Genomic DNA, 26,205 nt, shown 5'->3' with positions numbered 1-26,205 from the left:
TTTCTTTTGCCCGCAGCGCGCGGGCGTTATTCCGGCGGGCTCCAGCGCCCGGTTTCCATCCAGATCAGGAAGCGCTTGAGCGGCAGCAGCCAGACGAGGCCGAGGATCACGTAGACCACCGTCTGCGCGCCCCCCGACCAGCTTCCGATGATGGAAGGGGCATAGCGCGCGATCACCGCGCCATAGATGATCAGCAGCACGAACAGCGCGAAGATTCCCAGTGGGATTCGCCAGGTGGGGGTCTCACGCATTACAGGTGTCCATAGATCCGGGTCGGGGTGACGATTGCATCGAGAGCAATGTCGTGGGGTTCGGTCGGCAGGGTCTCGCAAGCTTGCGCGTCCCATGCGAGGCCAACGGCAAGCTGCGGGGGATGTTCCGCGAGCCAGCGGTCATAATGTCCGGCGCCTTGCCCCAGGCGTTCGCCGCTCGCGGTGAACCCCACCAGCGGCACGAACAGAACATCGGGCACCAGCGCCTGTGCCTCGGCGCCGGGCTGGAGCATTCCGAAGGGGCCGACCTCAAGGTCGCTGTCGGCATAGGGGTCGGTGTGATGCGCAAAGGCCATCGGAGCGGTCCGACTGGCAAAGCGGGGCAGAGCGAGGGTGTGCCCTGCCTCATGGAAGAACCGCGCATAACCGCCCGCGGGGGCTTCCCACGGGCCAGCATGATAGAGCCCGATCACTGCCTCATCCCCGATCCGCGCGAGCAGCGGGGCAGGGGGGCGATGGAACAAGAGGCCGCGGATGGAGTCGGGCAGTGCCTCGACATGGGCGCGGCGCGCGGCGCGCAGGGTGCGGCGGAGTTCGGTCTTGGTAGTGTCGGTCATTTCACCATAAGCGGTAGGCGACGGCCCGCAGGGCCGCAAGGGCGACCGCCCGTCCGCAGCGGGCGCAGCTCTGCTGCGCATCTAGCGAGGATCGCATCGCGAAGGCGATGCGCAAGACAAATCGGCTCGCAGGGCCGCAAGGGCGACCGCCCGCCCGGAGGGGTGGCCCCGCAGGGGCCGGGCCCCCGAAGGCAAGCCAAGCGCGCGGATGCGCGCGCCGGCGCTTGAGGCCAAACAAATGAAGTGGCGGAACCACCATGGGTCGTTTGCGCTCGAAATCCTCTGACGCGTGGTACGTCAGGTGGGCGCCGTATACCCAAGACTTCCGGACGAACCGGCAGGCAAGGGCAGGGACAACTCCCATTTGGATTACTTATAGCCTCAGGGATGTTCAACGGCTCGTGCCGGGCAGTCCCGCCGCCTTCTATCTAGGCGTTCGAGAGCGCCGCTTCAAGCGCAGCCGCGCTGGCTTCGGCCCGCGCGGCGAGGGCTTCAAGCTGTTCAGCGAGCGCCTCGGCATCGGGTTCGGAGGCGGCGGCAGGCGTGCCGCTACCGAACAGGTCGAATTGCGGAGTTGCCGCGGCAGGCGCGGCGGCGGCAGCGCTCCGGACTGCGGCGAGTTCCGCTTCCAACCGCGCCACTGCCTCGCGCAGGCTATCAATTTCGCTCGTATCAGGTTCGGCAGGTGCCGCCGGCTCGGGCTCGGCAGCCAGGCGCTTTCTCGCCTCGGCCAGCTCGTCGGCGAGGAACAGACCGGCGAACAGCAGGTTCTGCGCCTCAAGCGGCGCGCGCGCAGAGCCGAGCTGGGCGTATTTGTCGGCGATCATCGCCCCGAGCGCGCGGATATGCGCTTCCTGCCCGTCGGCGCAGGCGATGGTGTAGGTCTTGGGGCCGATACTGAGAGTGACGGTGCTCATCCTCAGTCCTCCAGCTTGGCCAAGAGATCGTCAAGTTCGCGAAGGCTTTCCGCCACTTGCTCGCGCAGCTTTTCGTGAACATTGACCAGTTCGACCACCCGCGCCGAGCCGCTGGCGGCCTTGGCCTCTGCCCCTGCGGCGCTGTCGCGCACGGCATCGATGCGTGCGATCGCAGCTTCGATCCGGGCAAGCGCGGCGGCGATACGGTCGGCGGTCATGGGCGTTACCGATAACAACAGAACGATGGCTGCGCAAAGCCTTGGCGGGGGCTGTTGATAAGTGGGCAGGGCTGCAGGCGGGCAAGGATGCGCGCGCAAGGTTGACCTCCCCCGTCCCCTCGGCAATGGCACAGCGCGACCGCAACCGGGGGCGAATCGCGCGCGCAAAGTGCCAGCGTCTCCCGCAGGAGAATAGCGTGCCCATGAGCCTTGATGCCGCCCGCCTCCAGCCGATGGCCAATGCCATCCGCGCCCTGTCGATGGACGCAGTCGAGGCTGCCAATTCGGGCCACCCGGGGATGCCGATGGGCATGGCCGATGTGGCCACTGTGCTGTTTACCGGCCACCTCAAGTTCGATCCGACCGCCCCCCAGTGGGCTGATCGCGACCGCTTCGTGCTGAGCGCCGGGCACGGCTCGATGCTGATCTACAGCCTGCTTTACCTCACCGGCTATGCCTCGCCGACCATCGACGACATCCGCAATTTCCGGAAGCTCGGTAGCCCGTGCGCCGGGCATCCTGAGAACTTCCTCATCGACGGGGTGGAATGCACCACCGGCCCGTTGGGGCAGGGGCTGGCGATGGCGGTGGGCATGGCGATGGCCGAGCGGCACCTCAATGCGGTCTATGGCGATGATCTGGTCGATCATCGCACCTGGGTGATCGCGGGTGATGGCTGCCTGATGGAAGGCATCAACCACGAGGCGATCGGCCTTGCCGGTCACCTCAAGCTGGGCGGCCTCAATGTGCTGTGGGACGACAACCGCATCACCATCGACGGGGCGACCGACCTCAGCTCGTCCGAGGATATCAAGGCGCGCTACATCGCCACGGGCTGGCACGTCACGGAATGCGACGGGCATGATTTTGCCGATATCGACCGCGCCCTCAATGAAGCCAAGGCCGATCCGCGCCCCTCGCTGATCGCCTGCCGCACGCTGATCGGCAAGGGTGCGCCCAACAAGCAGGGCACCAGCGGGGTGCACGGCGCGGCGCTGGGCGGGGCGGAAGTCGCCGCCGCGCGCGAAGCACTAGGCTGGCCGCACGAGCCCTTCGTCGTGCCGAGCGACATCCTCGCCGACTGGCACAGCGCTGCCGAACCGGGCCGCCGCGCCCATGGGGCATGGGCCGGACGGCTGGAGGCTTCGGACCAGAAGCACGCCTTCATCGAACGGATGATGCCGATCGGCAGCCTCGTCGGCCCGGCGATTGAGGGCTTTATCGACGATCTGGCCCGCAATCCGCAAAAGGTCGCGACCCGCAAGGCGTCCGAAATGGCGCTCGGGCCGCTGACGGCGGCGATCCCGAACCTGATCGGCGGATCTGCCGACCTTACGGGATCGAACAACACCAAGACGCCTTCGACCCTGCCGATGACGGCCGATGATTACGCGGGCCGCTACGTCTATTACGGTATCCGCGAATTCGGCATGGCCGCGGCGATGAACGGCATGGCGCTGCACGGCGGGATCGTGCCCTATGGTGGCACCTTCCTGATCTTCTCCGACTATTGCCGCAACGCGATCCGCCTCTCGGCGCTCCAGCAGGTCGGCGTGGTCTATGTGCTGACACATGACTCCATCGGTCTTGGCGAGGATGGGCCGACCCACCAGCCGGTCGAACAGGTGATGAGCCTGCGCCTGATCCCCAACCTCAATGTCTTCCGTCCCGCGGACGTGATCGAGACCGCGGAATGCTGGGCAATGGCGCTTTCGACCCCCGAAACGCCCTCGGTGCTGGCGCTGACCCGCCAGAACCTGCCGCAACTGCGCGGGAAGGGCGACGAGGACTGGACTCAGTTCAGCAATCGCTGCGCCAGGGGCGGCTATCGCCTGCGCGAGGCGATGGCGGAGCGCAAGGTCGTGCTCGTCGCCACTGGGTCGGAAGTGGCGCTGGCGGTGGAATGTGCAGCTGAGCTCGAAGCGGCCGGGATCGGCGCCGATGTCGTGTCGATGCCTTGCATGGAATTGTTCGACGCCCAGCCGGAAGTCTACAAGGCCGACCTCCTCCCCGCCGACGCGCTGATCGTCTCGATTGAGGCCGGCTCGACGCTGGGCTGGGAACGCTACACCGGCCGCAGCGGCCTCAATATCGGGCTCGACACCTTCGGCGCCTCCGCTCCGGCGGAAGACCTGTTTGCCCATTTCGGCTTCACCGCGGAGGCGATTGTCCCGCAAATTCTGAACAAACTGAACGCTTAAGCAGGAGTACCTCTCATGGCCACTAAAGTTGCGATCAACGGCTTCGGCCGCATCGGCCGCCTTGTCGCCCGCGCGATCCTGGAACGCACCGACCATGATCTCGATCTGGTCGCGATCAACGACCTTGCCGACGCCAAGGCCAATGCCCTGCTGTTCGCCTTCGATTCGATCCACGGGCGCTTCAAGGGTGAAGTGACGGCCGATGGCGATGCGATCGTCGTCAATGGCAAGCGCATCGCTGTCACCAAGGAGCGCGATCCGGCCAACCTGCCGCACGCGGCGATGGGCGTCGATATCGTGCTGGAATGCACCGGCTTCTTCCAGTCGGACGAAGCCAGCCGCCCGCACCTCGCCGCCGGGGCCAAGCGCGTGGTGATTTCCGCGCCCGCGACTGGCGTCAGCAAGACCATCGTCTACGGCGTGAACCACGAAACGCTGACCGCCGATGACGTGATCATCTCCAACGCGAGCTGCACCACCAACTGCCTCGCGCCGGTCGCCAAGGTGCTGAACGATGTCATCGGCATCGAGCGCGGTTTCATGACCACGATCCACTCCTACACCAACGACCAGCGGATGCTCGACCAGATCCACTCCGATCTGCGCCGCGCCCGTGCGGGTGCGCAGAACATGATCCCGACCACCACCGGCGCTGCGCGCGCGGTTGGGCTGGTGCTGCCCGAACTGAAGGGCAAGCTCGACGGTTCGTCGGTGCGCGTGCCGACCCCGAACGTCTCGATGGTCGACCTCGTGTTCGTGCCGAGCCGCGACACCACCGCCGAGGAAATCAACGCCGCGCTCAAGGCCGCGGCTGAAGGCCCGATGAAGGGCGTGCTCGACTACACTGACCAGCCGCTGGTCTCGAGCGATTTCAACCACTACCCGGCATCTTCTACCGTCGATTCGCTGGAAACCAGCGTGATGGAAGGCAAGCTCGCCCGCGTCGTCAGCTGGTACGACAACGAGTGGGGCTTCTCCAACCGCATGATCGACACCGCCGGCGTGGTGGCGAAGTTCTTGTAACCGAACGCCCCCTCCCGCCTGCGGGAGGGGAGCGAGACTTGCCCCGGACTTGTTCCGGGGCTTAGTCGCAGCGGGGTGGGCCTGCGCCACGCTCGTTCCCACCCCCGGCCCCTCCCGCCTGCGGGAGGGGGTCAACGGAGTGAGCCAATGCCCAAGTTCAAGACCCTCGATGATCTGCCCGCCAACCTCACCGGCGAAGTCGCGCTGGTGCGCGTCGACCTGAACCTGCCGATGAAGGACGGTTCCGCCACCGACGTCACCCGGGTCGAGGCGGTCAAGCCGACCATTCTCGAACTGGCAGGTCGCAGCGCCAAGGTGCTGCTGCTCGCGCATTTCGGCCGTCCGGGCGGGGCGCGCTCCTCGACCCTGTCGACCAGCATGGTGATCGGCGATGTCGAGCGGGTGCTTGGCAAGGAAGTGATGTTCATCCCCGAAATCGCCGGGCCGGTGGTGGCGCAGGCGGTCGAGAGCATCCTGCGCGCAGGCGACATTGCCCTGCTCGACAACACCCGCTTCTGGCCGGGCGAGGAAAAGAACGACCCCGAGCTGGCCAAGGCGATCGCCGCGCACGGCACGCTCTACGTCAACGACGCCTTCAGCGCCGCGCACCGCGCCCATGCAACCACGGAAGGCCTGGCGCACTTGCTCCCCGCCTATGCCGGGCGGTCGATGGAGGCCGAGCTCAAGGCGCTCGACGCCGCGCTTGGTGCGCCGGAGCAGCCGGTCGCGGCGGTGGTGGGCGGGGCCAAGGTTTCGACCAAGCTGGCCGTGCTCGAAAATCTGGTCGGCAAGGTGCAGCACCTGATCATCGGCGGGGGCATGGCCAACACCTTCCTCGCCGCGCGCGGGGTGAATGTCGGCAAGAGCCTGTGCGAGCATGACCTTGCCCCCACGGTGACCGCGATCATGGACGAGGCCGAGCGTGCCGGGTGCACCGTGCACCTGCCCTATGACGTTGTCGTGGCGAAGGAATTCGCCGCCAACCCGGCAAGCTTGCGGGTCTGCAACGTGCACGAGGTTGCCGCTGACGAGATGATCCTCGATGTCGGCCCCACCGCGGTCGAAGCGCTCGCCGATGTGCTCAAGACCTGCCGCACGCTGGTGTGGAACGGGCCGCTTGGCGCGTTCGAGACCGAGCCCTTCGATGCCGCCACGGTCGCCCTGGCGCGCACGGCGGCTGCTCTCAGCCTTGAAGGCTCGCTCATCAGCGTAGCGGGCGGCGGGGATACGGTTGCGGCGCTGGCCCATGCCGGGGCTGCGGATGATTTCACCTATATTTCAACCGCTGGCGGCGCTTTCCTCGAATGGATGGAAGGCCGCATCCTGCCCGGTGTCGCGGCGCTCGAAGCCTGATCCATGGCTGCAAGTGAAGCCGAGATCGAAGCGCTCGCGCTGACCACCATGCGCGCATGGGTCGGCGGCGATGCCAAGGCGATGAAGAAGCTGCTGGCGCGCGACTTCATGATGATGTGTGGCAGCACCCCGCCGCAACTGCTTGATCGCCCAAGCTTCCTCGCCGCGATCGAGCGTGGCTTCCAGTGCCATCGCTTCACCTTCCGCGAAGTGATCGTGCGCACTCATGGCAAGAGCGCCTGGTTCGTCGCCGGGGCGGAACTGGCGCTCGAAGTTGGCGGCAAGCCGTGGAGCGGGAGCTTCCTTGTCACCGATCTGTGGCGCAAAGGCACGATCGGGGGATGGAAGCTCGCCGAATGCAGCCTCGCGCGGCTCGATGGGGACGACAGCCTTGCCCCTGCCATCGCCCGCCTGCAATTGTGGAAATGACCCGATGAGCGACGCCAACGAACAAAGCTTCGGCCAGTTGACCACCATGGATGAAGGCGAATTCGCCGGGTGGCAATATTGGCTGGGTGACCCTTACGAGACCCGCTCCGGCCCCTTCTTCCACCGGCGCGAGGCCGATGGCTCCTATGTCAGCGCCTTCCGGGCCGAAGCGCGCCACATGAACGGTGGCGGGTTCATGCATGGCGGCTGCATGATGACTTTTGCCGACTTCGCGCTGTTCGCCATCGCGACCGACGAGCTGAAGGGCGACCATGCGGTGACGCTCAATCTGGCGGGCGATTTTCTCGGATCGATCAGCGAAGGCGCGTTGGTCGAGGCGCGCGGGGAAGTGACGCGCGGGGGCGGCAAGACGATCTTCGTGCGCGGGCTGGTGACGGGTGACGGCAAGCCCGCCCTGAGCTTCACCGGCATCATCCGCCGTCTCGCCAAGCGCTAGTTCTTCGCGGTTGCAGCATCCGCTTGCCCTCGCTAAGGGCGCTGGCAAGGGGCTATGCATACCTATGCATAGCCGTCAGGGACGCAACCGAACCACCTCTCGCGACTTGGAGACTGCTTGCCATGAACACCCTCGAAATGACGACCCGCATCGCCACCGGACAGGGGTTCATTGCCGCGCTCGACCAGTCGGGCGGATCGACCCCCAAGGCGCTGCGTGGCTACGGGGTGGACGACAGCGAATGGTCGGGCGACGAGGAAATGTTCGCCCAGATCCACGCGATGCGCGCCCGCGTCATCACCAGCCCTTGCTTCTCCAGCGGCAAGGTGATCGGCGCGATCCTGTTCGAGAAGACCATGGACGGCGAAGTGGACGGCAAGTCCACCGGCGATGCCTTGAAGGCGCGCGGGATCGTGCCCTTCATCAAGGTCGACGAAGGCCTCGCCGATGAAGCGGACGGGGTGCAGCTGATGAAGCCGATGGTGAAGCTTCCCGCGCTGCTCGAAAAGTCGGTGGCGGCGGGGATGTTCGGCACCAAGATGCGCTCGGTGATCAAATCAGCCAACCCCGCCGGGATCGCCGCGATCGTCGCCCAGCAGTTCGAAGTGGGCGCGCAGATCATCGCCGCCGGGCTGATGCCGATCATCGAGCCCGAATATGACATCACCGCCGAAGAGCGCGCCGAGGGTGAGGCGATCCTTTTGGCCGAGATCCTCAAGCACCTCGACGCGCTGCCGGAAGGCCAGCAGGTGATGCTCAAGCTGTCGATCCCCGCCACCGCCGGGCTGTATGCCCCGCTGATCGCGCACCCCAAGGTGCTGCGTGTGGTGGCGCTGTCGGGCGGGTTCTCGACCGACGATGCCTGCGCGCGCCTCTCCCACAATCCTGGCATGATCGCGAGCTTCAGCCGCGGGCTGCTGCAGGACCTGCGCAAGCAGCAGAGCGACGAGGAATTCAACACCGTCCTCGGCAAGGCGATCGACCAGATCGCCAGCGCGAGCGTCTGAGGCGGATCAGCGCGGCGCGCCCTCGCGCGGCTCGTAGGTAAGGCGATAGGCGTCGGGCGGGGTTTCCTTGTCCGTACCCGCCATTCGCCCCGGCTCGCCCGAAACGAGCGCGATCACGATGTCATGCGTGCCGAAGGGCTCGCCCAGCGTGAGGTCGGCCGTGTCGCGCCAGCCTGCGCCGTCGATGCGGGAGGTCACCACCAGCCGCCCGGGCCACACGCAGCGCGCGTTGATCGGGCAACGGCTGTCTTCGACGACCTTCATGGGCGTGACGACCACGCTGCCGACCTGCACCGGCTGCCCGAGCGGTACGGCGGTGCCTTGGGCGAGGGGTGTGCCTTCGACCAGCGGCGCATCGGGGATCACCGCGCAGGCGGCGAGGCTGGTCAGAAGCAGGGCGGGGGCGATGTGGCGCAGCAGCTTTGTCATGCCGCTGCTTAGGCACCCGCGGGCCTGAGTGCTGCCTGAACAGGTGACACGCGCGGCCAGAGCGATTAGCGAAACGCGCCATGACCCAGACCCAGCTCTATCTCATCAGCCCGCTCGACGTGGGCGGCGATTTTCCCGCCCGGCTCGAACGCGCGCTCGCGGCAGGTGCGCGGCGGCATGGTGATCTTGTCACCGCCTTCCAGTTCCGCGTGAAGGGCATCGACAGCCACGAGGCCGCGCGTCTTGCTGCCCCGCTCCAAGCCATCTGCGCCGCGCATGATGTCGCCTTCATCGTCAACGACTCGGTCGCGCTGGCCAAGCGGTTGAAGGCCGACGGGGTGCATCTCGGGCAGGACGACGGCTCGCCCAAGGATGCGCGCGTCGAGCTCGGGCGCGAAGCGCAGATCGGCGTCACCTGCCACGCCAGCCGCCACCTCGCGATGGAAGCCGGCGAGGCGGGGGCGGATTATGTCGCCTTCGGGGCGTTCTTCCCGTCCTCCACCAAGGACAAGGGCGCAGATGCCGAACGCCCGCTCCCTGAACTGCTCCAGTGGTGGACACAGCTGTTCGAAATCCCCTGCGTCGCCATCGGCGGGATCACGCCCGACAACTGCACACCGCTGATCGAGGCGGGCGCGGATTTCCTCGCCGTCAGCCATGCCGTGTGGGGCGGGGACGAGGTCGCCGCGATCGAGGCTTTTGCCAAAGTGATGCGGGGGTGAAGCGCTGGCTCGCCGCTGGGGTGGGCGCGCTCGTCATGTGGCTGGGCGGGGTCGCGGTGTGGATCGCACTCGGCCCACCCATCTCCGGCGCGGAGCGCGGCGAGACGGCCATCGTGCTCGGCGCGGCGGTGATTGGCGATCAGCCCTCGCCCGTGTTTGCCGCCAGGCTCGATCATGCGGCCACGCTTTACCGCACGGGGAGGGCGAGGCGCATTCTTGTCACCGGCGGGCGTTCACCCGAGGATGGGGTGTCAGAAGCTGAGGCGGGCGCGACCTATCTGGCCGCGCGCGGCGTGCCGAGGGCGGAAATCCTGGGAGAGGATCAATCGCGAACGACCCATCAGAACCTTACCAATGCACAACGCATCCTGGGGCCGCGCGCCGCCCAGCCGGTGCTGATTGTCTCCGATCCCCTGCATCTGCGCCGCGCCATGGCGATGGCCGTGGCCGAGGGCTTAGATGCGTTTCCTGCGCCGACGCCGACCTCGCGCTACCGCAGCCTCGGCACGCAGATACCTTTCCTCGCGCGGGAGGTGTGGTTCATCCATGTCCATTGGCTGGCGGGGGTGTGAACGCCTTCTGCGCCTACTCGCCCGCGCCCACGCGGGTGCAGATCAGCTTGCTCAGTGTCCCGTCCGGGTTGAGCTTCTGCAAGGTGTTTTCCCCCAGCACCCGGAAGCGTTCGTCCTTCTTCGGGCCGCGGGTGAAGAGGACTTCGGTGCCGCGCATCAGGTAGATGCCGGTGCCCTCCGGGCTTTCATAGCTGGAGGCGGTGCCGATGCGGAAGGCTTCGGCGGGCTGGGGCACGAAGGCCTCGCCGCCCGCGTCGCCGGGAAGGGCACATTCCCAGTTGCCGTGGCGCAGGATGCCGAGCATTCCGCTGGCCGGAGCCGTGGCCGACCCTTGCGGGCGTGAGGCCGCGCGGTCCTGTCCGTGGGTCTGGCCGGGCAGAAGCGCGGCCGCAGCAGCAGCGCTGACGACAAGCAGGAACACGTAACGGGTCTTCATGGCTGCGGCCTTATCATCCTGCGCCAAACACTGCCACCGCGTTAACCACGCTTGTGCTGCGCTTGCCCCGCCCGCGATGCTCGGCTATGGGCGCGCATCCTTTTCGGGGCCGCGCCCTTGCAGCGGCGCGCCTCACGCTCTTTCCACCTCGTAAAAAGGCCTGAAGCCATGAAGATCAGCGGCGTCGATATCCGCCCCGGCAACATTCTCGAATATGAAGGCGGCATCTGGAAGGTCGCCAAGATCCAGCACACCCAGCCGGGCAAGGGCGGTGCTTATATGCAGGTCGAAATGAAGAACCTGCAGGATGGCCGCAAGACCAACGTGCGCTTCCGCAGCGCCGACACGGTCGAGCGCGTGCGCCTTGATACGAAGGACTTCCAGTTCCTCTATGCCGAGGGCGATGATCTCGTCTTCATGGACAACGACACCTACGAGCAGATCCAGCTTCCGGGCGATCTGCTGGGCGATGCGCGCCCCTTCCTGCAGGACGGGATGCAGGTCGCGCTCGAACTGTGGGACGAAAAGCCGATCTCGGTCGAACTGCCCGCGCAGGTCGAAGCCACGATCGTCGAGGCCGACGCCGTGGTGAAGGGGCAGACCGCCTCGTCCAGCTACAAGCCCGCGATCCTCGACAACGGCGTGCGCATCATGGTCCCGCCGCACATCGGCAGCGGCACGCGCATCATCGTCGACGTCTACGAGCAGGCCTACGTCGGCAAGGCCGGCTGAGGACACGCACATGGCAGCTATTTCCGGCCTCATTCGCGTCATGGAGCGCGCCGCGCGCAAGGCGGGCGGGCGTTTGCGGCGTGACTTCGGCGAAGTTGAACACCTTCAGGTCTCCCGCAAGGGCCCGGCCGATTTCGTCAGCAAGGCCGATATGCGGTCCGAGCGCACGATCTATGACGAACTGACCGCAGCCCGTCCGGGTTGGGGCTTCGTGATGGAAGAGGCGGGCGTGATCGAGGGTGACCCCGGGATGCCGCGCTGGATCGTCGATCCCTTGGACGGCACCAGCAACTTCCTCCACGGCATCCCGCACTTCGCGATCAGCATTGCTGCGCAAGAGCCGCGCCCCGACGGCAAGGGCTGGGGCGACGTGGTCGCGGGCGTGGTCTATCAGCCGATCACCGACCAGACCTTCTGGGCGGAAAAGAGCCGCGGCGCATGGCTCCACGATGCGCGCCTGCGCGTCTCGGCCCGCTCGCGCCTGACCGATGCGCTGGTGGCGACCGGGGTGCCGTTCTTCGGCCACGGCGACTTTGCCGAGTGGACCAAGATCTTCAGCGCGATCGGCCCGGAGGTTGCGGGCATCCGCCGTTTCGGCGCGGCCTCGCTTGATCTGGCCTATGTGGCACAGGGCCGCTTCGACGGGTTCTGGGAAAGCGGCCTTTCCGATTGGGACACCGCCGCCGGCTGCCTGCTGGTGCGCGAGGCCGGCGGCTTCGTCAGCGACTTCCGCGGGCGCAGCGAGCAGATCCATTCGGCGCAGGTGCTCGCGGCGAATGATGCGCTCCATTCGAAGCTGCACAAGCTCTTGGCGGGCGCGCTGCGTTAATCCCGCGCCTTGGCGGGTTTTGCGCAGGTCTTGTCGCGCGGAAACGCGATTTGGCGCTGTTTCACGTGAAACAAGCGGCGTGATGCTTGATGCGATGCGCAAGCCGGGCTAACAGCCGCCCGTCCGCTTTGGTGCGCCCCTGTGGTGGAATTGGTAGACGCGACCGACTCAAAATCGGTTATCGAAAGATGTGCCAGTTCGAGTCTGGCCAGGGGCACCAACTTGCAGCGCAGGGCGACAAACTGCTTGCCGTTGAGCCGATAGCAGCTAGCCTCGTCGGCACCCTATGTTGGAACCACCATCTTATCACGCGATAGCCGCCATGGCGGTGACGGTCGCGATGTTCATCGCTTTCGCGCGCGGGCGTTATCCGGAAGAGATCATCTCGCTGGTGACCATCGCGGTGATCGGCGTCGGCCTCTATTTTGCCCCGCTCGAAGGCAACAAGCCGACCGACGGGCTGGCGCTGGCCTTCGGCGGGTTCGGCCATTCGGCACTGATCACGATCTGCGCGCTGATGATCATGGGGCGCGGGCTGGTGGTGACCGGCGCGCTCGAGCCTTTCGCCCGGATGCTGGAAAACGTGTTCCGAATCAATCCGCAGGCCGGTTTGCTGACAGCGCTGCTGCTCGCTTTCACCATGTCGATGTTCGTCAACGACACGCCGGTGATGGTGCTGCTGATCCCGATCATCGTCGCGATTGCGGGCAAAGGCCTGATGGCCTCGTCGAAGATTCTGATGCCGGTCAACACGGCGGTGTTGCTGGGCGGGATGTCGACCACCATCGGCACCTCGACCAACATCCTTGTCGTCACGATTGCCGCCGATATCGGGATGAAGCCCTTCGGTGTGTTCCAGTTCACGCCCATCGTCATGATCGCAGGCCTGCTGGCGATACCCTATCTGTGGCTCGTCATGCCCCGAATGCTGCGGGATAACAGCAAGGCCGCTGACCAGAGCTTGCGGATATTCCGCACCCATCTGAGGGTCGGCGAGAGCAGTCTGCTGGCGGGCGGCGATGTGTCGAGCCTGCGCAGCAAGCTTCCGGATGGGATCACCTTCCACGACACGCCCTCCGGCACGCTTCAGCCCGACGAGCGGTTGCAGATATCCGGCACCCATGAAGCGCTGGAAGAAGCCGCCCGCGCGCTCAAGGGCGAGTTGGCGCCGTCATGGGTGGTGGAACGAATCCGCCGCATCTCCAAGTCCAAGGGCGAGGATATCGTCGCGGTCGAGATGACGGTGACGGCGGATTCGCGGCTTGTCACCCGCACGCTTGCAGGCTCAGGGATTGCCGATCTTTATGGCGTTGCTGTGCTCGGTATCCACCGCCCCAATCGGGTTCTGGGGGAGCGCGATACCTATAGCCAGAACGGCGATCTCAGGATTCTCGACGGCGATGTGCTGCTGGTGATGGGGATCGAGGAGGATCTTCAGGCTTTTGCCCAGGGCGACGGACTGCTCCGGCTCGAGGGTGCGCGCGAACTGCCGCGGCGCTCGAAGGCGGTGCTGGCCGGCGCGATCATGCTCGGCGCCATCGCCACGGCATCGCTCGGCCTGCCGTGGTTTGATGCGAGTGGTTATGCCCCGATCAAGCTGCCGATTGCGATTTCGGCGCTGGCGGGCGCGATCATCATGTTCGTGACCGGCTGCGTGAAGTTCGACCGCGTGGGCCGCGCGCTTTCGGCCAAGGTGATCGTGTTGATCGCGGCGAGCCTCGCTATCGGCCGGGTGATCGACGAAAGCGGCGCGGCGGCATGGCTGGGGCAGGCGCTTTCGCTGGGATTGGCCTATCTGCCGCCTGCGCTGGTGCTCTCGGCGATCATGCTGTTCGTGACGGTGCTCACCAACTTTGCCTCGAATGCGACCGCAGCGACCATCGGCACCCCGATTGCCTATAGCATCGCCGTGCAACTGGGCCTGCCGCCCGAGCCACTGGTGCTGGCCGTGCTGTTTGGGTGCAACCTCTCCTTCGCGACGCCGATTGCCTATCAGACCAACTTGCTGATCATGTCCGAAGGGGGATACAACTTCGCCGATTACGCGCGTGCCGGGGTGCCGCTGGTGGCCTTGATGGTTACGGTGCTCTCGGTGCTGCTGGTGCTGTGGTACGGGCTGTAAGGCTCGCAGGGAGAGCGTGATGCTGCGATGGGTATGGGGAGCGAGCCTGCTGGCTCTGGCGGCGGTGCCAGCCGAGGCGGACAATCTGCGCGATGCGGTGGCTGCCGATCTGCCGGCGCTGGTCGAGCTTTACAAGGATCTCCACGCCAATCCCGAACTGAGTTTTCAGGAGGTCGAGACCGCCGGCAAGCTCGCCGCCCGCGCCCGCGCGCTGGGCTTCGAAGTGACCGAGGGCGTCGGCAAGACCGGCGTGGTCGCGGTGATGCGGAACGGCGATGGCCCGACGGTGATGCTGCGCGCCGATATGGACGGGCTGCCGGTGATCGAGCAGACTGGTTTGCCCTATGCCTCCAAGAAGCGCGCCATTGCGCAAAACGGCACCGAGACCGGAGTGATGCACGCCTGTGGGCACGATACCCACATGGCCGCCTGGATCGGCACAGCGCAGCAGCTGGCGGCGCGCAAGGATCAGTGGTCGGGCACGCTGGTGATGATACTCCAGCCCGCCGAGGAAATCGGCGAGGGCGCCAAGGCGATGCTCGACGATGGGCTCTATACGCGCTTCCCGAAGCCCGATTACGTGCTGGCCTTCCACGATGCGGCCCAGTTTCCGGCGGGGCAGGTGGGCTATGCCAACGGCTTTGCCCTCGCGAATGTGGATTCGGTCGATATCGTGGTGCCAGGTGTGGGCGGTCATGGCGCCTATCCGCACACCACCAAGGACCCGGTGGTGCTCGCCGCGGCGATCGTGATGCGGTTGCAGACGTTGGTGAGCCGCGAATTGAATCCGACCGATTCGGCGGTGGTCACCGTCGGCAGCTTTCAGGCCGGGGCCAAGCACAACATCATCCCCGACGAAGCGCGGTTGCAGCTGACCGTGCGCAGCTACTCCGATGCGGCGCGCAAGCAGTTGCTCGACGGGATCGCCCGGATCGCAAAGGGTGAGGCGATTGCGGCGGGAATGCCCGAGGACAAGCTGCCGCGCGTCAGCGTGGCCGATCCCTATGTGCCTGCCACCTTCAACACCCCGGAACTGACCGCGCGCGTGGTGACTGTGTTGAAACCACGCTTCGGTGACAAGCTGTTCGAAGTGCCCGCCGTGATGGGGGGCGAGGATTTCAGTCAGTTCTACCGCGCTGACCGCGATAATGTGGAATCGCTGATCCTGTGGGTGGGCGGGGTGCGCGCCTCGGAATGGGAAAAGGCGCAGAAGGGCGAGATCACGCTGCCCTCGCTCCATTCCCCGTTCTGGGCGCCCGATGCCCCGGTGGTGATTGCCACCGCGACCGAAGCGCTGACGGCCGCGACGCTCGATCTGCTCAAGAAGAGTTAAGTCCCGCGCTCCCTTGCGCGTTCAAAAAATTCGGCCGCCGAAGCGCACCCATGCAAGGGGCGTTCCGGCGGCCGTTTCTCCTCCCCAGGAGAACTGTGAAACGGGTATTCGCGTCTTACTCGCCCGACGGCACATAGGTGCCGAGACGGTGGTGCAGCGCATTGATCTTGGCCAGCTCTTCGCGATCTTCGGTCGCGCGGGCGTGGCTTTCGAGTGCGCGGCGCAACAGCTTCATGTCGGCGGTCGAAAGCAGCGCGCGGGCGCGGGCAGGCTCGGTCTTGGGGGTATCGGTATCGCTCATGTCACTCTCCGCTGGGTGATCTCACCCGCGTGTCCTTAGGCGGCTTTGGGGCATCCCGGAAGGCCGGATTATCCAGTCCTCCCGGGATTCTCTCCCAATCAAGCCGCTTCGAACTGGTTCATCGTGTTGTGCACGCCGCCTGCCTTGAGGGCAGCTTCACCGGCGAAGTATTCCTTGTGATCATCGCCAATGTCGGAGCCCGACATGTTCTGGTGCTTCACGCAGGCGATGCCCTGACGGATTTCCTCGCGCTGCACGCCCTTGACGTAGCCAAGCATCCCGGCCTCGCCGAAGTATTCCTTGGCGAGATTGTCGGTGCTGAGTGCCGCCGTGTGATAGGTCGGCAGGGTGATGAGGTGGTGGAAGATGCCCGCCCGCGCCGCAGCGTCGCGCTGGAAGGTGCGGATCTTCTCGTCGGCTTCGTTCGACAGTTCGGTGCCGTCGTAATCGACGCTCATCAGCTTGGCGCGGTCATAGGCCGACACGTCCTTGCCCGCCGCTTCCCAGGCGTCGAACACCTGCTGGCGGAAGTTCAGCGTCCAGTTGAAGCTGGGCGAGTTGTTGTAGACCAGCTTGGCGTTGGGCACGACTTCGCGGATGCGGTCGACCATGCCGGCGATCTGCTCGACGTGCGGCTTTTCGGTCTCGATCCACAGCAGGTCGGCGCCGTTCTGGAGGCTGGTGATGCAGTCGAGGACCACGCGGTCCTCGCCCGTGCCGGCGCGGAACTGGTAGAGGTTCGAGGGCAGGCGCTTGGGCGCCAGCAGCTTGCCGTCGCGGCTGATGAAGACCTGACCGTTGGTGATGTTGGCCGGATCGACTTCATCGGCATCGAGGAAGGAGTTGTACTGGTCGCCCAGATCGCCCGGCTCCTTCGAGAAGGCGATCTGCTTGGTCAGGCCAGCGCCGAGCGAGTCGGTGCGGGCGACGATGATGCCGTCTTCCACACCCATTTCGAGGAAGGCATGGCGGCAGGCGCGGATTTTCTGGAGGAAGTCCTCGTGCGGCACGGTGACCTTGCCGTCCTGGTGGCCGCACTGCTTTTCATCCGAGACCTGGTTTTCGATCTGGAGCGCGCAGGCACCCGCCTCGATCATCTTCTTGGCGAGAAGATAGGTGGCCTCGGCATTGCCGAAGCCTGCGTCGATATCGGCGATGATCGGCACGACGTGGGTTTCGTAGTTGTCGATCGCGTTTTCGAGGCGCTTGGCTTCGACTTCGTCACCGGCCTTGCGGGCAGCATCGAGGGCGCGGAACATCATGCCGAGTTCGCGGGCGTCGGCCTGCTTCAGGAAGGTGTAGAGTTCCTCGATCAGCGCGGGCACCGAGGTCTTCTCGTGCATCGACTGGTCGGGCAGGGGGCCGAACTCGCTGCGCAGCGCGGCGACCATCCAGCCCGAGAGGTAGAGGTAGCGACGCTTGGTCGAGCCGAAGTGCTTCTTGATCGCGATCAGCTTCTGCTGCGCGATGAAGCCGTGCCAGCAGCCGAGCGACTGGGTGTACTGCGCCGGGTCGGCATCATAGGCGGCCATGTCGGAACGCATGATCTTGGCGGTGTACTTGGCAATGTCGAGGCCGGTGCGGAAACGGTTCTGGATCACCATGCGCGCGGCGCTCTCGGGATCGATCGCGGCCCAGCTCGGCCCATTGGCGGCAATGACACCCTGCATCTGGGTGATGGTGTTCTGGTAGGTCATGTGCTTCTCCTGTCCGTCCTGGGGAGGGGTGCTTGCCTGTTGGAGAGACTCGCACCGCTGCTGGGCAGGCTTTGGCGTGGTGCGGCGCAGCATGACAGAAAAAATTACAAGAAATCTTGTCGCTATGCCGACATTCACCCGAAAACTTGTGTAAATCGGTAAATTAATTTACAAATACGGCATGGTTGACTCGAATCTTCTCGCCGGCCCGGCGCTGCGCCGTCTGCGCAAGCGCGAGGGGCTGACGCAGGCTGCAATGGCGGCGGTGCTCGGCATCTCGCCGTCCTATCTCAACCTGATCGAGCGCAACCAGCGACCGCTCTCTGCGCGCGTGCTGGTGCAGGTGATCGAGCGCTTCGACTTCGATCCGCGTTCCCTGCGCGAGGATGACGCGATCGGCGGTCTGGATGGCCTCGTGCGGCGCATGGCCGACAAGCGCTTTGCCGATCTCGGGATCGACCGCGAGGAAGTGCAGGAATTCCTCGCCGCCGCGCCGCAGATCGCGGCCGCCTTCGCGCGGCTCTACGACACGGGTGGCGGCGAGCGCATCATTGTCGAGGACACCGCTGCCGCCGCCCGCCGCGCAATCGAGCGCTGGCAGAACCACTTCAGCGACCTCGACCACGCAGCCGAGGACCTTGCCGACGAATTGCGCCTGTCGCGCGGGGAAATCAGCGCGGCGCTGGGCGAGCGGCTGCGCGAAAAGCACCGCATGACGGTGCGCATTCTGCCGGCCGAGGTGATGCCGGGGCAGGTCCACCGGCTCGATCTCCACGCCCGCCAGCTCCAGCTGTCCGAGATGCTGCCCGGTGCTGCCCGCCGCTTCCAGATCGCGCGGCAGGTCGGTGCGCTGGAGATGCGCGAGGGGATCGAGACGCTGGTCGCCGGGGCCAACCTTGCCTCGTCCGAGGCGCGCGAACATCTGCGCGAGCACATCACCGATTACCTCGCAGGCGCGCTGCTGCTGCCCTACCGCCGCTTCCTGCGGGCCTGCGAGCAGACCGGCTATGATCTCGCGGTGCTGCAACGCCGCTTTGCCGTCAGCTTCGATCAGGCGGCACAGCGCCTCACCACGCTCGGGCGCGTGGGCGAGCGCGGCCTGCCGTTCTTCATGGCCACCATCGATCGCGCCGGACGGCTCGAGAGCTTCACCGCCGGTGGGTCAGGCGCGCTCTATCCGCTCGAAGGCGCGCGCTGGCCGGCGTGGATACCCTATGGTGCCTTCGAGCGCCCCGGCACGGTGCTGACCCAGGCGGTGACCTTCAGCGAGGGCGAGGCGACCCCGCGCCACTGGCTCACCATCACCCGCACGGTCGATGGCGACGGGGTGATGTGCTCCGCCCGCCGCGCGGTGGTGCTGGGGATCGAAGCGCGCTTTGCCGGAGAGCTGGCCTATGCGCGCGGGGTCTCGCTCGACCCTGCCGATGCCGTGCCGCTGGGAACGCCGTGCCTGCGCTGCGGTCGGGCCGAGTGCCTCACCCCTGCGCCGGCGCGCATGGCGAGCGATCTGCCGCGCTTGAGGCCATCGTTCTAGCTTCAGAACTGCTGGTTGGAGGCGTGGATGTGAAGGATGCGCCACGCTCCGGCGCGCCTGACCAGAATGATCGTGCGACGCCCGAGGCGCTCGGGACTATCGAAATGGAAGGTGCACAGCGCGACATCACCCTCGACCTGCACCATCAGGTCATTGATCAGATCGGGGCGATGAAAAGGCGGTCCGGGACGCTCTTTCGGCAGGGTCAGCGCGATCCGGCGCATGCCTTCGGGCATTCCGGGCGTGCGCTTGATGCTGTCGCGTGCTGGCGCCGCATCGCCTGTCCCGGCATTGACCACATTGAAGCTCGTCGCGTCGGAAGCAAAGGCGGCTTCCATCGCGGGCAGGTCGCACGCGGCAAAACTCTGCAGGAAGGCCATCAGTGCGGCTTCGGCCGAGGCCGCATCATCACCACCGAGTGCGGCCCCCGGAGCTGCCGTCATCACCAGCCCCAGTCCGAGCGCTTCACGTCGATTGCTATGCATTGGCCTGCCTCCCTCCCGTATGCCCGCCTGAAGACCTTGTGCCACAATGGCGGGAGGAGACCAGCCTTGCGGCCGCGTTAACCCTCGAAAGACGCTCAAAATCGCCGTTTCAAAGGGGTGTAAAGTTTACCGACACTTAAGGTCTCGCGCCTAGAAGGGAGGGCAACGCGCAAGAGGCCTGCCCCCACCATGATCCGCCTGTTCAAGCACTATATCCCGCACGCCGTGCTGCTGCTCGGCCTGCTCGATCTTGGCTTGCTGGTGTTGGCGAGCGAGGTCGCGTGGCAATGGCGTGCGCATCAGATCGGCATGAATGTCGGGGCGCTCGATGATCGCGGTCTGGCGCTGTTCGGCACGGCATCGGTGATCTGGCTGGCGATGATTGCGGTCGGGGTTTACGGCCCTAACGCGCTCAGATCCCTGCGCTTTGCAGGCGCGCGCGTGCTGGTGGCGATCAGCCTCGGGATCATCGCGCTGGCGGTGATCGACTTCATCTTCCCGAGCGACATATTCTGGCGATCGACCCTGCTTTACACCATGGGCTTGGCGATCCTGGTGCTGGTGGCTGACCGGCTGCTGCTCAATTCCTTTCTCGGCTCCTCGGCCTTTCGCCGCCGTGTCATGGTGCTGGGCGCCGGGCCGCGGGCGCAGCGTCTGCGCGAATTGGGCGAAAAGCCCGAGACCGGTTTCGCCATCGTCGCCTATATCGCCATGAGCGAGGACAACCGCGTCGTCGAAGAGGCCATCCCGCGCGCTGCGATCCATGATCTGGGCCGTTTCGTCGAAAATCTCGGCGTGTCCGAAGTGGTGCTCGCGCTGCAGGAGCGCCGCAACGCGCTTCCCTTGAAAGACCTGCTGCGGATCAAGACCAAGGGCGTCCACGTCAATGATTTCTCCAGCTTCATCGAGCGCGAGACGGGGCGCGTCGATCTGGAGACGATCAATCCAAGCTGGCTGATCTTTTCCGACGGCTTTTCCAGCAGCCGGATGTTCTCAAGCGCGGTCAAGCGCATCTTCGATATCACCGCGAGCCTGATCCTGCTCAGCCTGACCCTGCCGGTGATCGTGCTGTTTGCCGCGCTGGTAAAGCTCGACAGCAAGGGGCCGGCATTCTTCCGGCAGAAGCGGGTCGGCCTTTATGGCGAGACCTTCACCCTCATCAAGCTGCGCTCGATGCGCACCGATGCCGAAAAGGACGGGGCCAAGTGGGCGGAGGAAAACGATCCACGCATCACCCGCCTCGGGCGCTTCATCCGCAAGGTGCGGATCGACGAACTGCCCCAGACCTGGAGCGTCTTGAAGGGCGAAATGAGCTTCGTCGGGCCGCGCCCCGAAGTCCCGACCTTCGTCGAAAGCCTCGAGGAGGAAATCCCCTTCTATGGCGAGCGGCACATGGTGAAGCCGGGGATCACGGGCTGGGCGCAGATCAACTATCCCTACGGCGCGTCGGTCGAGGATAGCCGCTGCAAGCTCGAATATGATCTCTACTACGCCAAGAACTACACCCCCTTCCTCGATCTGGTGATCCTGCTCCAGACCTTGCGGGTGATCCTGTGGCCGGAGGGCGCGCGGTGATCTGGCTGGGCGGCCTTGCGCCGTTGGCGGGCGCGCTGGTGTGGCTGGCGGGCGCGGTGCTGAGCCTTGGCGCCTTTGCCTGGCTGTGGCGCTATGGCGAGCGGGCACGGCCTGACCGAGCCGGGCTGATGGGGGCTGCGGCGCTGAGTGCCTTGTGGTGCGCGCTGTCGGCCGGATTGGGGCCGGACCATTATGCCGCCGTGATCGCGGCGATGGGTCGCAATCTTGCGCTGCTGGCGACGATCTTCTGCCTGTTCGCCGCCGATGGCCGCGCGGCCAGCCTGAAACCAGTGCGCCCGGTGATCATTGCGCTGGTTCTGGTGCAGCTGCTGCACCCCGTGGTGCTGCTGGTGGGGCATCGTATGGGCAGCGAGCCGCTGGTCGGGCGCGCCGTCTTCGAAGCGCGGGTGATGATCGATATGCTGGTGTCGATCGGTGCGCTGATGCTGCTGCACAACCTCTACGCCGGGGCAGCAGTGGCGCTGCGTCCGGCGCTGCGGTGGACGGGGATAGCGCTGGCAGGGATCTTCGCATTTGATCTCAACCTGCACACGCTTGCCTATCTCGGCGGTGCGATGCCGCGTGTCCTTGGCGACCTGCGCGGGCTGTTTGCCGGGATCATGGCTGTGCTGTTCGCGCTCGGCCTCAATGCGGCCGGGCCACGCGTGCAGTTCAGTCCGTCGCGCGCGGTGACGTTCCGCACGCTCTCGCTGCTGCTGATCGGTGGCTACCTGACGGCGATGGTGCTGGTGACGAAATCGCTGGCGCTGATCGGCGGCGACATGGCGCGCGCCAGTCAGGCGGTATTTGTGGTGATCGCGGTGCTGACAGCGGCGGTTGCCTTGCCTTCGCGCCGACTGCGCGGGTGGGTTCGGGTGACCGCGACCAAGCACCTGTTCCAGCACCGTTATGACTACCGCGAGGAATGGCTGCGCTTTACCCGCACGATCGGGCGGAGCGGCCCGGGCAGCGCCAGCCTCGAAGAACGCGCCGTCAAGGCGCTCGCCGACATCACCGAAAGCCCCGCAGGCCTGCTGCTCACGCCCAATGAAGAAGCGCAGCTGGAGCTGACCGCGCGCTGGAACTGGCAGACCATCGCTGTTCCGGCCGTCGCCGGCGAATTCGCGCTGTCGGGCCTGCTCGAACAGCATAGCCTCGTCCTTGCGCTCGATGAGGCACGCGCCGGGACGTCGCATCATGGCGAGGCAAGTCATGTGCCGGCCTGGCTGATGGAAGCCGAGGATGCCTGGGCGCTGGTGCCGCTGATCCATTTCGACCGCCTGGTCGGCGTGGTTGTCCTTGCCCGCCCGCGCAATCCGCGCCAGCTCGATTGGGAGGACTTCGATCTCCTGCGCGTCGCCGGGCAGCAATTGGCGAGCTATCTGGCAGAGCAGACCGGTCAGCAGGCGCTGATGGATGCAAGCCGGTTTGATGAATTCAACCGGCGCATGGCCTTCGTGATGCACGACATCAAGAATCTGGTCAGCCAGCTCTCGCTTCTTGCCGCCAATGCCGAAAAGCACGCCGACAACCCGGCTTTTCGCGCCGATATGCTGGTCACCTTGCGCAATTCGGCCGACAAGCTTTCGGCGCTTCTGGCACGGTTGGGCCGCTATGGATCGGGCCACGTCAATGCGATGGGGCCGATCGAGCTCGTCGAGCTTGCGCGCGGGATTGCCGAGCGGTTCAAGGGTGTGCATCCGGTCGCCCTGACCCGCGAGGTGCCGGTCGAGGTGTCCGGCAACCGCGAAGCGCTGGAACAGGCGCTGATCCACCTCGTCCAGAACGCGATCGACGTAAGCGCGCCGGATATGCCGGTGTTCCTCGATGTCACCACCGAAGGCCTGCACGGCGCGATTGATGTGGTCGATTCAGGTGCAGGCATGAGCCCTGAATTCGTGCGCAGTGGGCTGTTCAAACCGTTCATCTCGTCCAAGCCGGGCGGTTTCGGGATCGGTGCCTTCGAAGCGCGCGAACTGGTGAAAGCGATGGGTGGGCGCATCGCGGTGGAAAGCCGCGTTGGCCTTGGAACGCGCTTCTCCGTCGTTTTGCCGCTCGCCGAAGCCGTGCGGCTCGCTGCCTTCGAGGCGGGTGATGCCATTGATATTGAAGAGGTTGCGTGATGCCCGCCGACAAGAAGCCCGTGCTGCTGGTGATCGAGGATGATCCGGGCCTCCAGGCCCAGCTCAAGTGGGCCTATGACGATTTCGAGGTGGTCATCGCAGGTGACCGCGACAGCGCGATCGCTGCCCTGCGTGCCGAGGCACCGGGGGTGGTGACGCTCGACCTCGGGCTGCCGCCCGATCCGGACGGCACCACCGAGGGCTTTGCCGTGCTCGATGCGATCATGCAATTGAAGCCCGATACCAAGGTGATCGTCGCCAGCGGTCATGGCGCGCGGGAAAGCGCTCTCGCTGCCATCGCGCGCGGCGCTTACGACTTCTACCAGAAGCCGATCGACATTGATGCACTTGGCCTGATCGTGCGCCGCGCCTTCAATCTGCGCGCCATCGAGGAAGAGAACCGCCGCCTCGTTGCCACCAGCAGCGCCGACAAGACCGTGCTCGGCCGCCTGATCACCGGCGCGCCCGAAATGGTGAAGGTTGCACGCACGATCGAACGCGTCGCCAAGACCAGCGTATCGGTGATGCTGCTGGGTGCGAGCGGAACGGGCAAGGAGCTGCTCGCCAAGGGGCTGCATGACGCAAGCGACCGCGCCAGTGGGCCGTTTGTCGCGATCAACTGCGCCGCGATCCCTGAAAACCTGCTCGAAAGCGAGCTGTTCGGGCATGAGAAGGGTGCCTTTACTGGCGCCGTCAAGACCACCGAGGGCAAGATCGAAAGCGCCAATGGCGGCACGCTGTTCCTCGATGAGGTCGGAGACATCCCGCTGCCGCTTCAGGTCAAATTGCTGCGATTCCTGCAGGAACGCACCATCGAACGCGTCGGCGGCAGGCGCGCGATTGCGGTCAACACCCGGATTGTGTGCGCGACCCATCAGGATCTCGAAAGCATGATCGCCGGCGGACAATTCCGCGAGGACTTGTTCTATCGCCTCGCCGAAATCGTTGTGCGCATTCCTGGCCTCGCCGAGCGTCACGGTGATCCGGTGCTGCTCGCCAAGGTGTTCCTCAAGCGCTTTGCCGCCGAAATGAACCCCTCGGTGACCGGCTTTGCCCCCGATGCGCTCGCGGCCATTGATGCGCACGACTGGCCGGGCAACGTGCGCGAGCTGGAAAACCGGGTGAAGCGCGCGGTAATCATGGCCGATGGCAAGCTGGTGACCGCCGAGGATCTCGATTTCGGCGCGGGTGAGGACGAGGACGCCGATGTCCTCAACCTCAAGGCCGCGCGCGAGGCGGCAGACCGCCGTGTCATCCGCCACGCCCTTTCCCGCAGCGAGGGCAATATCTCGAGCACCGCCAAGTTGCTCGGGATCAGCCGGCCGACGCTGTATGACCTGCTCAAGCAGTATGATCTTCAGGCCTAGCCTCCTGCCGGCGCTTGGCGCGGTGGTGCTGATGCTGGGCGTTTCGGGCTGCTGGGGCGGAGAGGATGCTCCGGACGCCGGGCGCATGGTCGCTGGCGGAGCGGGGGTCGCACGCCTGCTGAGGGAGGCTGACGCCGCGATGGGGCGCGGTGCCTTGCCCGATGCCGCGCGGCTGCTTGACGAGGCGCGCAGTCTTGCGCCCGAAAGCCCCGACCTGTGGGTGGCCATCGCCCGGCTGCGGCTGCGCGGCGGCGAGCATCTGACGGCGCTGGAGGCCGCCGACCGCGCGCTTGCCTTTGGCCCCGATCATGCGCCCGCCCTGCATCTGCGTGCGCTGATGGTGCGCGATGCACACGGCGCAGCCGACGCGCTGCGATGGTTCGAGGCCGCACGCAAGGCCGCGCCGGACAATCCGGATATTCTGGCCGATTACGCCGCAACCCTCGGCGATGCCGGACAGGCCGGCGCGATGCTCAAGGTCGTCCGCGCGCTCGCCGAGGTCGCGCCTGATGATGCCCGCGTGCCGTGGCTTCAGGCTGTGCTGGCCGCGCGCGGGGGTGAATATGGTCTGGCGCGCAGCCTGCTCACCCGAAGCGGCATGGCGGCACGCGAAGTGCCCGCGGCCCTGCTGCTCGACGCGCTCATCAGCCTCGAGGAAGGCAATGCCGACAGCGCGGCAGCCACGCTTGAAGCTCTGGTGGCGCGCCAGCCAGCCAATGCCCGTGCGCGTGAACTGCTGGCTCGGGCCATGCTGGCGGGGGGACGCCACAATGACGTCATCCAGCGCTTCGGCGCCGAGGCGATGCTGCCCGAGGCATCGCCCTATCTCGTGATGCTGGTCGCCCGCGCGCATGAGGCACGCGGCGACCGCGCCGCCGCCGCGCCGCTGCTGGCGCGCGCTTATGGCCCGATGGGTGGCATCGCGGCGCGGTTGGCGGTTCGCGATGGCCTGCCGCCGCCCACTGCCGAATTGCGCGCCGCGCTGCTGGCAGGCAAGGGCGCCGCCGCGCGCGCTCAGGCCGATGCGCTGCGCCAGCGCTTTCCCGCTTCAGCCGACGTTGCCAGCCTTGCTGCCGATGCCCTGCTGGGCGCAGGCGACCGGCCCGCAGCACTCGCCGCCTATGGCCTCGCATCGGAAGCGCGCCGCCCCTGGCCGCTCGCCCGCCGCACGATTGCGGCCTATCGCTCGGCGGGCAATGCAGAGGCTGCCGATCTGCTGCTGATCCGGCAAGTCGCAGGCGAGACCCAGACACCCAGCGCGCTCATGGAACTGGCCCAGCGCCTTGCGCAAGCCGGAGACTGGGCGCGAGTGGCCGCGCTGCTCGATCACGCCATCGGGCTTGGCGCAGGGCACGATCCGGCGCTGCTAGGCCTGCGCCTGCGCGCCGCCGAGGCGCTAGGGCAGCAGGCCGACGCGCGCCGCTTTGCCGCGCTGCTCGCCGAGGTGCACCCGCGCACGCTGGCCGGGCGGTAAGCGCCCGCTCTCGACAAGCCGTGTGCAGCAGGGCAGGGGC

General features: G+C 66.1%; 26 protein-coding genes, 1 tRNA gene and 1 other RNA gene. 18 read left to right on the top strand and 10 right to left on the bottom strand.

Annotated features, from left to right (window positions below; all coding sequences use genetic code 11):
- Positions 1–26: 26 nt before the first annotated feature.
- The 5 genes from PS060_RS14845 to PS060_RS14825 form a co-directional block, all read right to left on the bottom strand.
- Positions 27–251, bottom strand: a complete 225-nt coding sequence (locus tag PS060_RS14845; protein WP_273984239.1) for a DUF2842 domain-containing protein — start codon at positions 249–251, stop codon at positions 27–29.
- Complete coding sequence (locus PS060_RS14840) at positions 251–829, bottom strand: 5-formyltetrahydrofolate cyclo-ligase (protein WP_273984236.1); 579 nt, start codon at positions 827–829, stop codon at positions 251–253. Before PS060_RS14840 ends, PS060_RS14845 begins: the two co-directional genes overlap by 1 nt.
- 245 nt (positions 830–1,074) lie before the next feature.
- Positions 1,075–1,247, bottom strand: a non-coding RNA gene (gene ssrS, locus PS060_RS14835) — 6S RNA.
- 10 nt (positions 1,248–1,257) lie between these two features.
- A complete protein-coding gene (locus tag PS060_RS14830; protein ID WP_273984233.1) occupies positions 1,258–1,746 on the bottom strand; it encodes a cell division protein ZapA in 489 nt (162 codons plus the stop codon).
- A gap of 2 nt (positions 1,747–1,748) precedes the next feature.
- A complete protein-coding gene (locus tag PS060_RS14825) occupies positions 1,749–1,964 on the bottom strand; it encodes a hypothetical protein (RefSeq protein ID WP_273984231.1) in 216 nt (71 codons plus the stop codon).
- 203 nt (positions 1,965–2,167) lie between these two features.
- Between PS060_RS14825 and tkt the strand changes: the two genes are divergently transcribed.
- The 6 genes from tkt to PS060_RS14795 all read left to right on the top strand — a co-directional run bounded on the left by tkt (position 2,168) and on the right by PS060_RS14795 (position 8,434).
- On the top strand, positions 2,168–4,165 hold the full coding sequence (tkt, locus tag PS060_RS14820) for a transketolase (protein ID WP_273984230.1): 1,998 nt from the start codon (positions 2,168–2,170) through the stop codon (positions 4,163–4,165).
- 15 nt (positions 4,166–4,180) lie between these two features.
- Complete coding sequence (gene gap / locus PS060_RS14815; protein WP_273984228.1) at positions 4,181–5,188, top strand: type I glyceraldehyde-3-phosphate dehydrogenase; 1,008 nt, start codon at positions 4,181–4,183, stop codon at positions 5,186–5,188.
- Positions 5,189–5,335: 147 nt separating this feature from the next.
- A complete protein-coding gene (locus PS060_RS14810; RefSeq protein ID WP_273984227.1) occupies positions 5,336–6,541 on the top strand; it encodes a phosphoglycerate kinase in 1,206 nt (401 codons plus the stop codon).
- A gap of 3 nt (positions 6,542–6,544) precedes the next feature.
- Complete coding sequence (locus PS060_RS14805) at positions 6,545–6,970, top strand: YybH family protein (RefSeq protein ID WP_273984226.1); 426 nt, start codon at positions 6,545–6,547, stop codon at positions 6,968–6,970.
- 4 nt (positions 6,971–6,974) lie between these two features.
- The gene (locus PS060_RS14800) at positions 6,975–7,427 is read left to right on the top strand and encodes a PaaI family thioesterase (protein ID WP_273984224.1); all 453 of its coding nucleotides are present in this window, start codon (positions 6,975–6,977) and stop codon (positions 7,425–7,427) included.
- Positions 7,428–7,549: 122 nt separating this feature from the next.
- On the top strand, positions 7,550–8,434 hold the full coding sequence (locus tag PS060_RS14795) for a fructose bisphosphate aldolase (protein WP_273984222.1): 885 nt from the start codon (positions 7,550–7,552) through the stop codon (positions 8,432–8,434).
- 6 nt (positions 8,435–8,440) lie between these two features.
- On the opposite strand, the gene PS060_RS14790 is transcribed toward PS060_RS14795, so the two are convergent.
- Positions 8,441–8,863 (bottom strand): hypothetical protein, encoded by a 423-nt coding sequence (locus tag PS060_RS14790; RefSeq protein ID WP_273984220.1) that lies wholly within the window; start codon positions 8,861–8,863, stop codon positions 8,441–8,443.
- Between the two features lie 80 nt (positions 8,864–8,943).
- Here PS060_RS14790 and thiE point away from each other — a divergent pair, with 80 nt between their 5' ends.
- Both thiE and PS060_RS14780 read left to right on the top strand, forming a co-directional pair.
- Positions 8,944–9,585 (top strand): thiamine phosphate synthase, encoded by a 642-nt coding sequence (thiE, locus tag PS060_RS14785; RefSeq protein WP_273984219.1) that lies wholly within the window; start codon positions 8,944–8,946, stop codon positions 9,583–9,585.
- Positions 9,582–10,157 carry a YdcF family protein gene (locus PS060_RS14780; RefSeq protein ID WP_273984218.1) on the top strand — a complete coding sequence of 192 codons (576 nt, stop codon included), beginning with the start codon at positions 9,582–9,584 and terminating at the stop codon, positions 10,155–10,157. Before thiE ends, PS060_RS14780 begins: the two co-directional genes overlap by 4 nt.
- Before the next feature lie 13 nt (positions 10,158–10,170).
- Here PS060_RS14780 and PS060_RS14775 read toward each other — a convergent pair whose 3' ends face one another.
- Positions 10,171–10,593 carry an elongation factor P gene (locus PS060_RS14775; RefSeq protein WP_273984217.1) on the bottom strand — a complete coding sequence of 141 codons (423 nt, stop codon included), beginning with the start codon at positions 10,591–10,593 and terminating at the stop codon, positions 10,171–10,173.
- A gap of 168 nt (positions 10,594–10,761) precedes the next feature.
- On the opposite strand from PS060_RS14775, the gene efp reads away from it, so the two are divergent.
- The 5 genes from efp (at position 10,762) to PS060_RS14750 (ending at position 15,609) form a co-directional block, all read left to right on the top strand.
- Positions 10,762–11,325: an elongation factor P gene (gene efp / locus PS060_RS14770; protein ID WP_069310111.1), complete on the top strand. Its 564-nt coding sequence runs from the start codon at positions 10,762–10,764 to the stop codon at positions 11,323–11,325.
- 10 nt (positions 11,326–11,335) lie between these two features.
- Positions 11,336–12,154 carry an inositol monophosphatase family protein gene (locus PS060_RS14765; RefSeq protein ID WP_273984215.1) on the top strand — a complete coding sequence of 273 codons (819 nt, stop codon included), beginning with the start codon at positions 11,336–11,338 and terminating at the stop codon, positions 12,152–12,154.
- Positions 12,155–12,289: 135 nt separating this feature from the next.
- Positions 12,290–12,374: transfer RNA gene (locus tag PS060_RS14760), tRNA-Leu, on the top strand.
- 102 nt (positions 12,375–12,476) lie between these two features.
- Positions 12,477–14,276, top strand: a complete 1,800-nt coding sequence (locus PS060_RS14755; protein ID WP_273984213.1) for an SLC13 family permease — start codon at positions 12,477–12,479, stop codon at positions 14,274–14,276.
- A gap of 19 nt (positions 14,277–14,295) precedes the next feature.
- Positions 14,296–15,609, top strand: a complete 1,314-nt coding sequence (locus tag PS060_RS14750; RefSeq protein ID WP_273984212.1) for an amidohydrolase — start codon at positions 14,296–14,298, stop codon at positions 15,607–15,609.
- Positions 15,610–15,724: 115 nt separating this feature from the next.
- On the opposite strand, the gene PS060_RS14745 is transcribed toward PS060_RS14750, so the two are convergent.
- Positions 15,725–15,910 carry a hypothetical protein gene (locus PS060_RS14745; RefSeq protein WP_273984210.1) on the bottom strand — a complete coding sequence of 62 codons (186 nt, stop codon included), beginning with the start codon at positions 15,908–15,910 and terminating at the stop codon, positions 15,725–15,727.
- 98 nt (positions 15,911–16,008) lie between these two features.
- The gene (locus PS060_RS14740) at positions 16,009–17,607 is read right to left on the bottom strand and encodes an isocitrate lyase (protein ID WP_273984209.1); all 1,599 of its coding nucleotides are present in this window, start codon (positions 17,605–17,607) and stop codon (positions 16,009–16,011) included.
- Between the two features lie 181 nt (positions 17,608–17,788).
- On the opposite strand from PS060_RS14740, the gene PS060_RS14735 reads away from it, so the two are divergent.
- Positions 17,789–19,141, top strand: a complete 1,353-nt coding sequence (locus tag PS060_RS14735) for a helix-turn-helix domain-containing protein (RefSeq protein ID WP_273984208.1) — start codon at positions 17,789–17,791, stop codon at positions 19,139–19,141.
- 2 nt (positions 19,142–19,143) lie between these two features.
- Here the strand turns inward: PS060_RS14735 and PS060_RS14730 are convergent, their stop codons facing one another.
- A complete protein-coding gene (locus tag PS060_RS14730) occupies positions 19,144–19,626 on the bottom strand; it encodes a nuclear transport factor 2 family protein (protein WP_273984207.1) in 483 nt (160 codons plus the stop codon).
- 189 nt (positions 19,627–19,815) lie between these two features.
- Between PS060_RS14730 and PS060_RS14725 the strand changes: the two genes are divergently transcribed.
- Genes PS060_RS14725 through PS060_RS14710 form a run of 4 tightly spaced genes read left to right on the top strand, consistent with a single transcriptional unit; the run spans position 19,816 to position 26,165 of the window.
- Positions 19,816–21,201, top strand: coding sequence for a TIGR03013 family XrtA/PEP-CTERM system glycosyltransferase (locus PS060_RS14725; RefSeq protein WP_273984205.1), 1,386 nt, complete (start codon positions 19,816–19,818; stop codon positions 21,199–21,201).
- On the top strand, positions 21,180–23,324 hold the full coding sequence (gene prsK / locus PS060_RS14720) for an XrtA/PEP-CTERM system histidine kinase PrsK (protein WP_273984203.1): 2,145 nt from the start codon (positions 21,180–21,182) through the stop codon (positions 23,322–23,324). Before PS060_RS14725 ends, prsK begins: the two co-directional genes overlap by 22 nt.
- Complete coding sequence (prsR, locus tag PS060_RS14715) at positions 23,324–24,691, top strand: PEP-CTERM-box response regulator transcription factor (protein ID WP_273984202.1); 1,368 nt, start codon at positions 23,324–23,326, stop codon at positions 24,689–24,691. Before prsK ends, prsR begins: the two co-directional genes overlap by 1 nt.
- A complete protein-coding gene (locus PS060_RS14710) occupies positions 24,675–26,165 on the top strand; it encodes a tetratricopeptide repeat protein (RefSeq protein WP_273984201.1) in 1,491 nt (496 codons plus the stop codon). Before prsR ends, PS060_RS14710 begins: the two co-directional genes overlap by 17 nt.
- Positions 26,166–26,205: the final 40 nt, after the last annotated feature.

The sequence above is a fragment of the Erythrobacter sp. BLCC-B19 genome, from assembly GCF_028621955.1.
GTDB lineage: Bacteria > Pseudomonadota > Alphaproteobacteria > Sphingomonadales > Sphingomonadaceae > Erythrobacter.
This window is presented reverse-complemented; position numbering and strand designations above follow the sequence as displayed.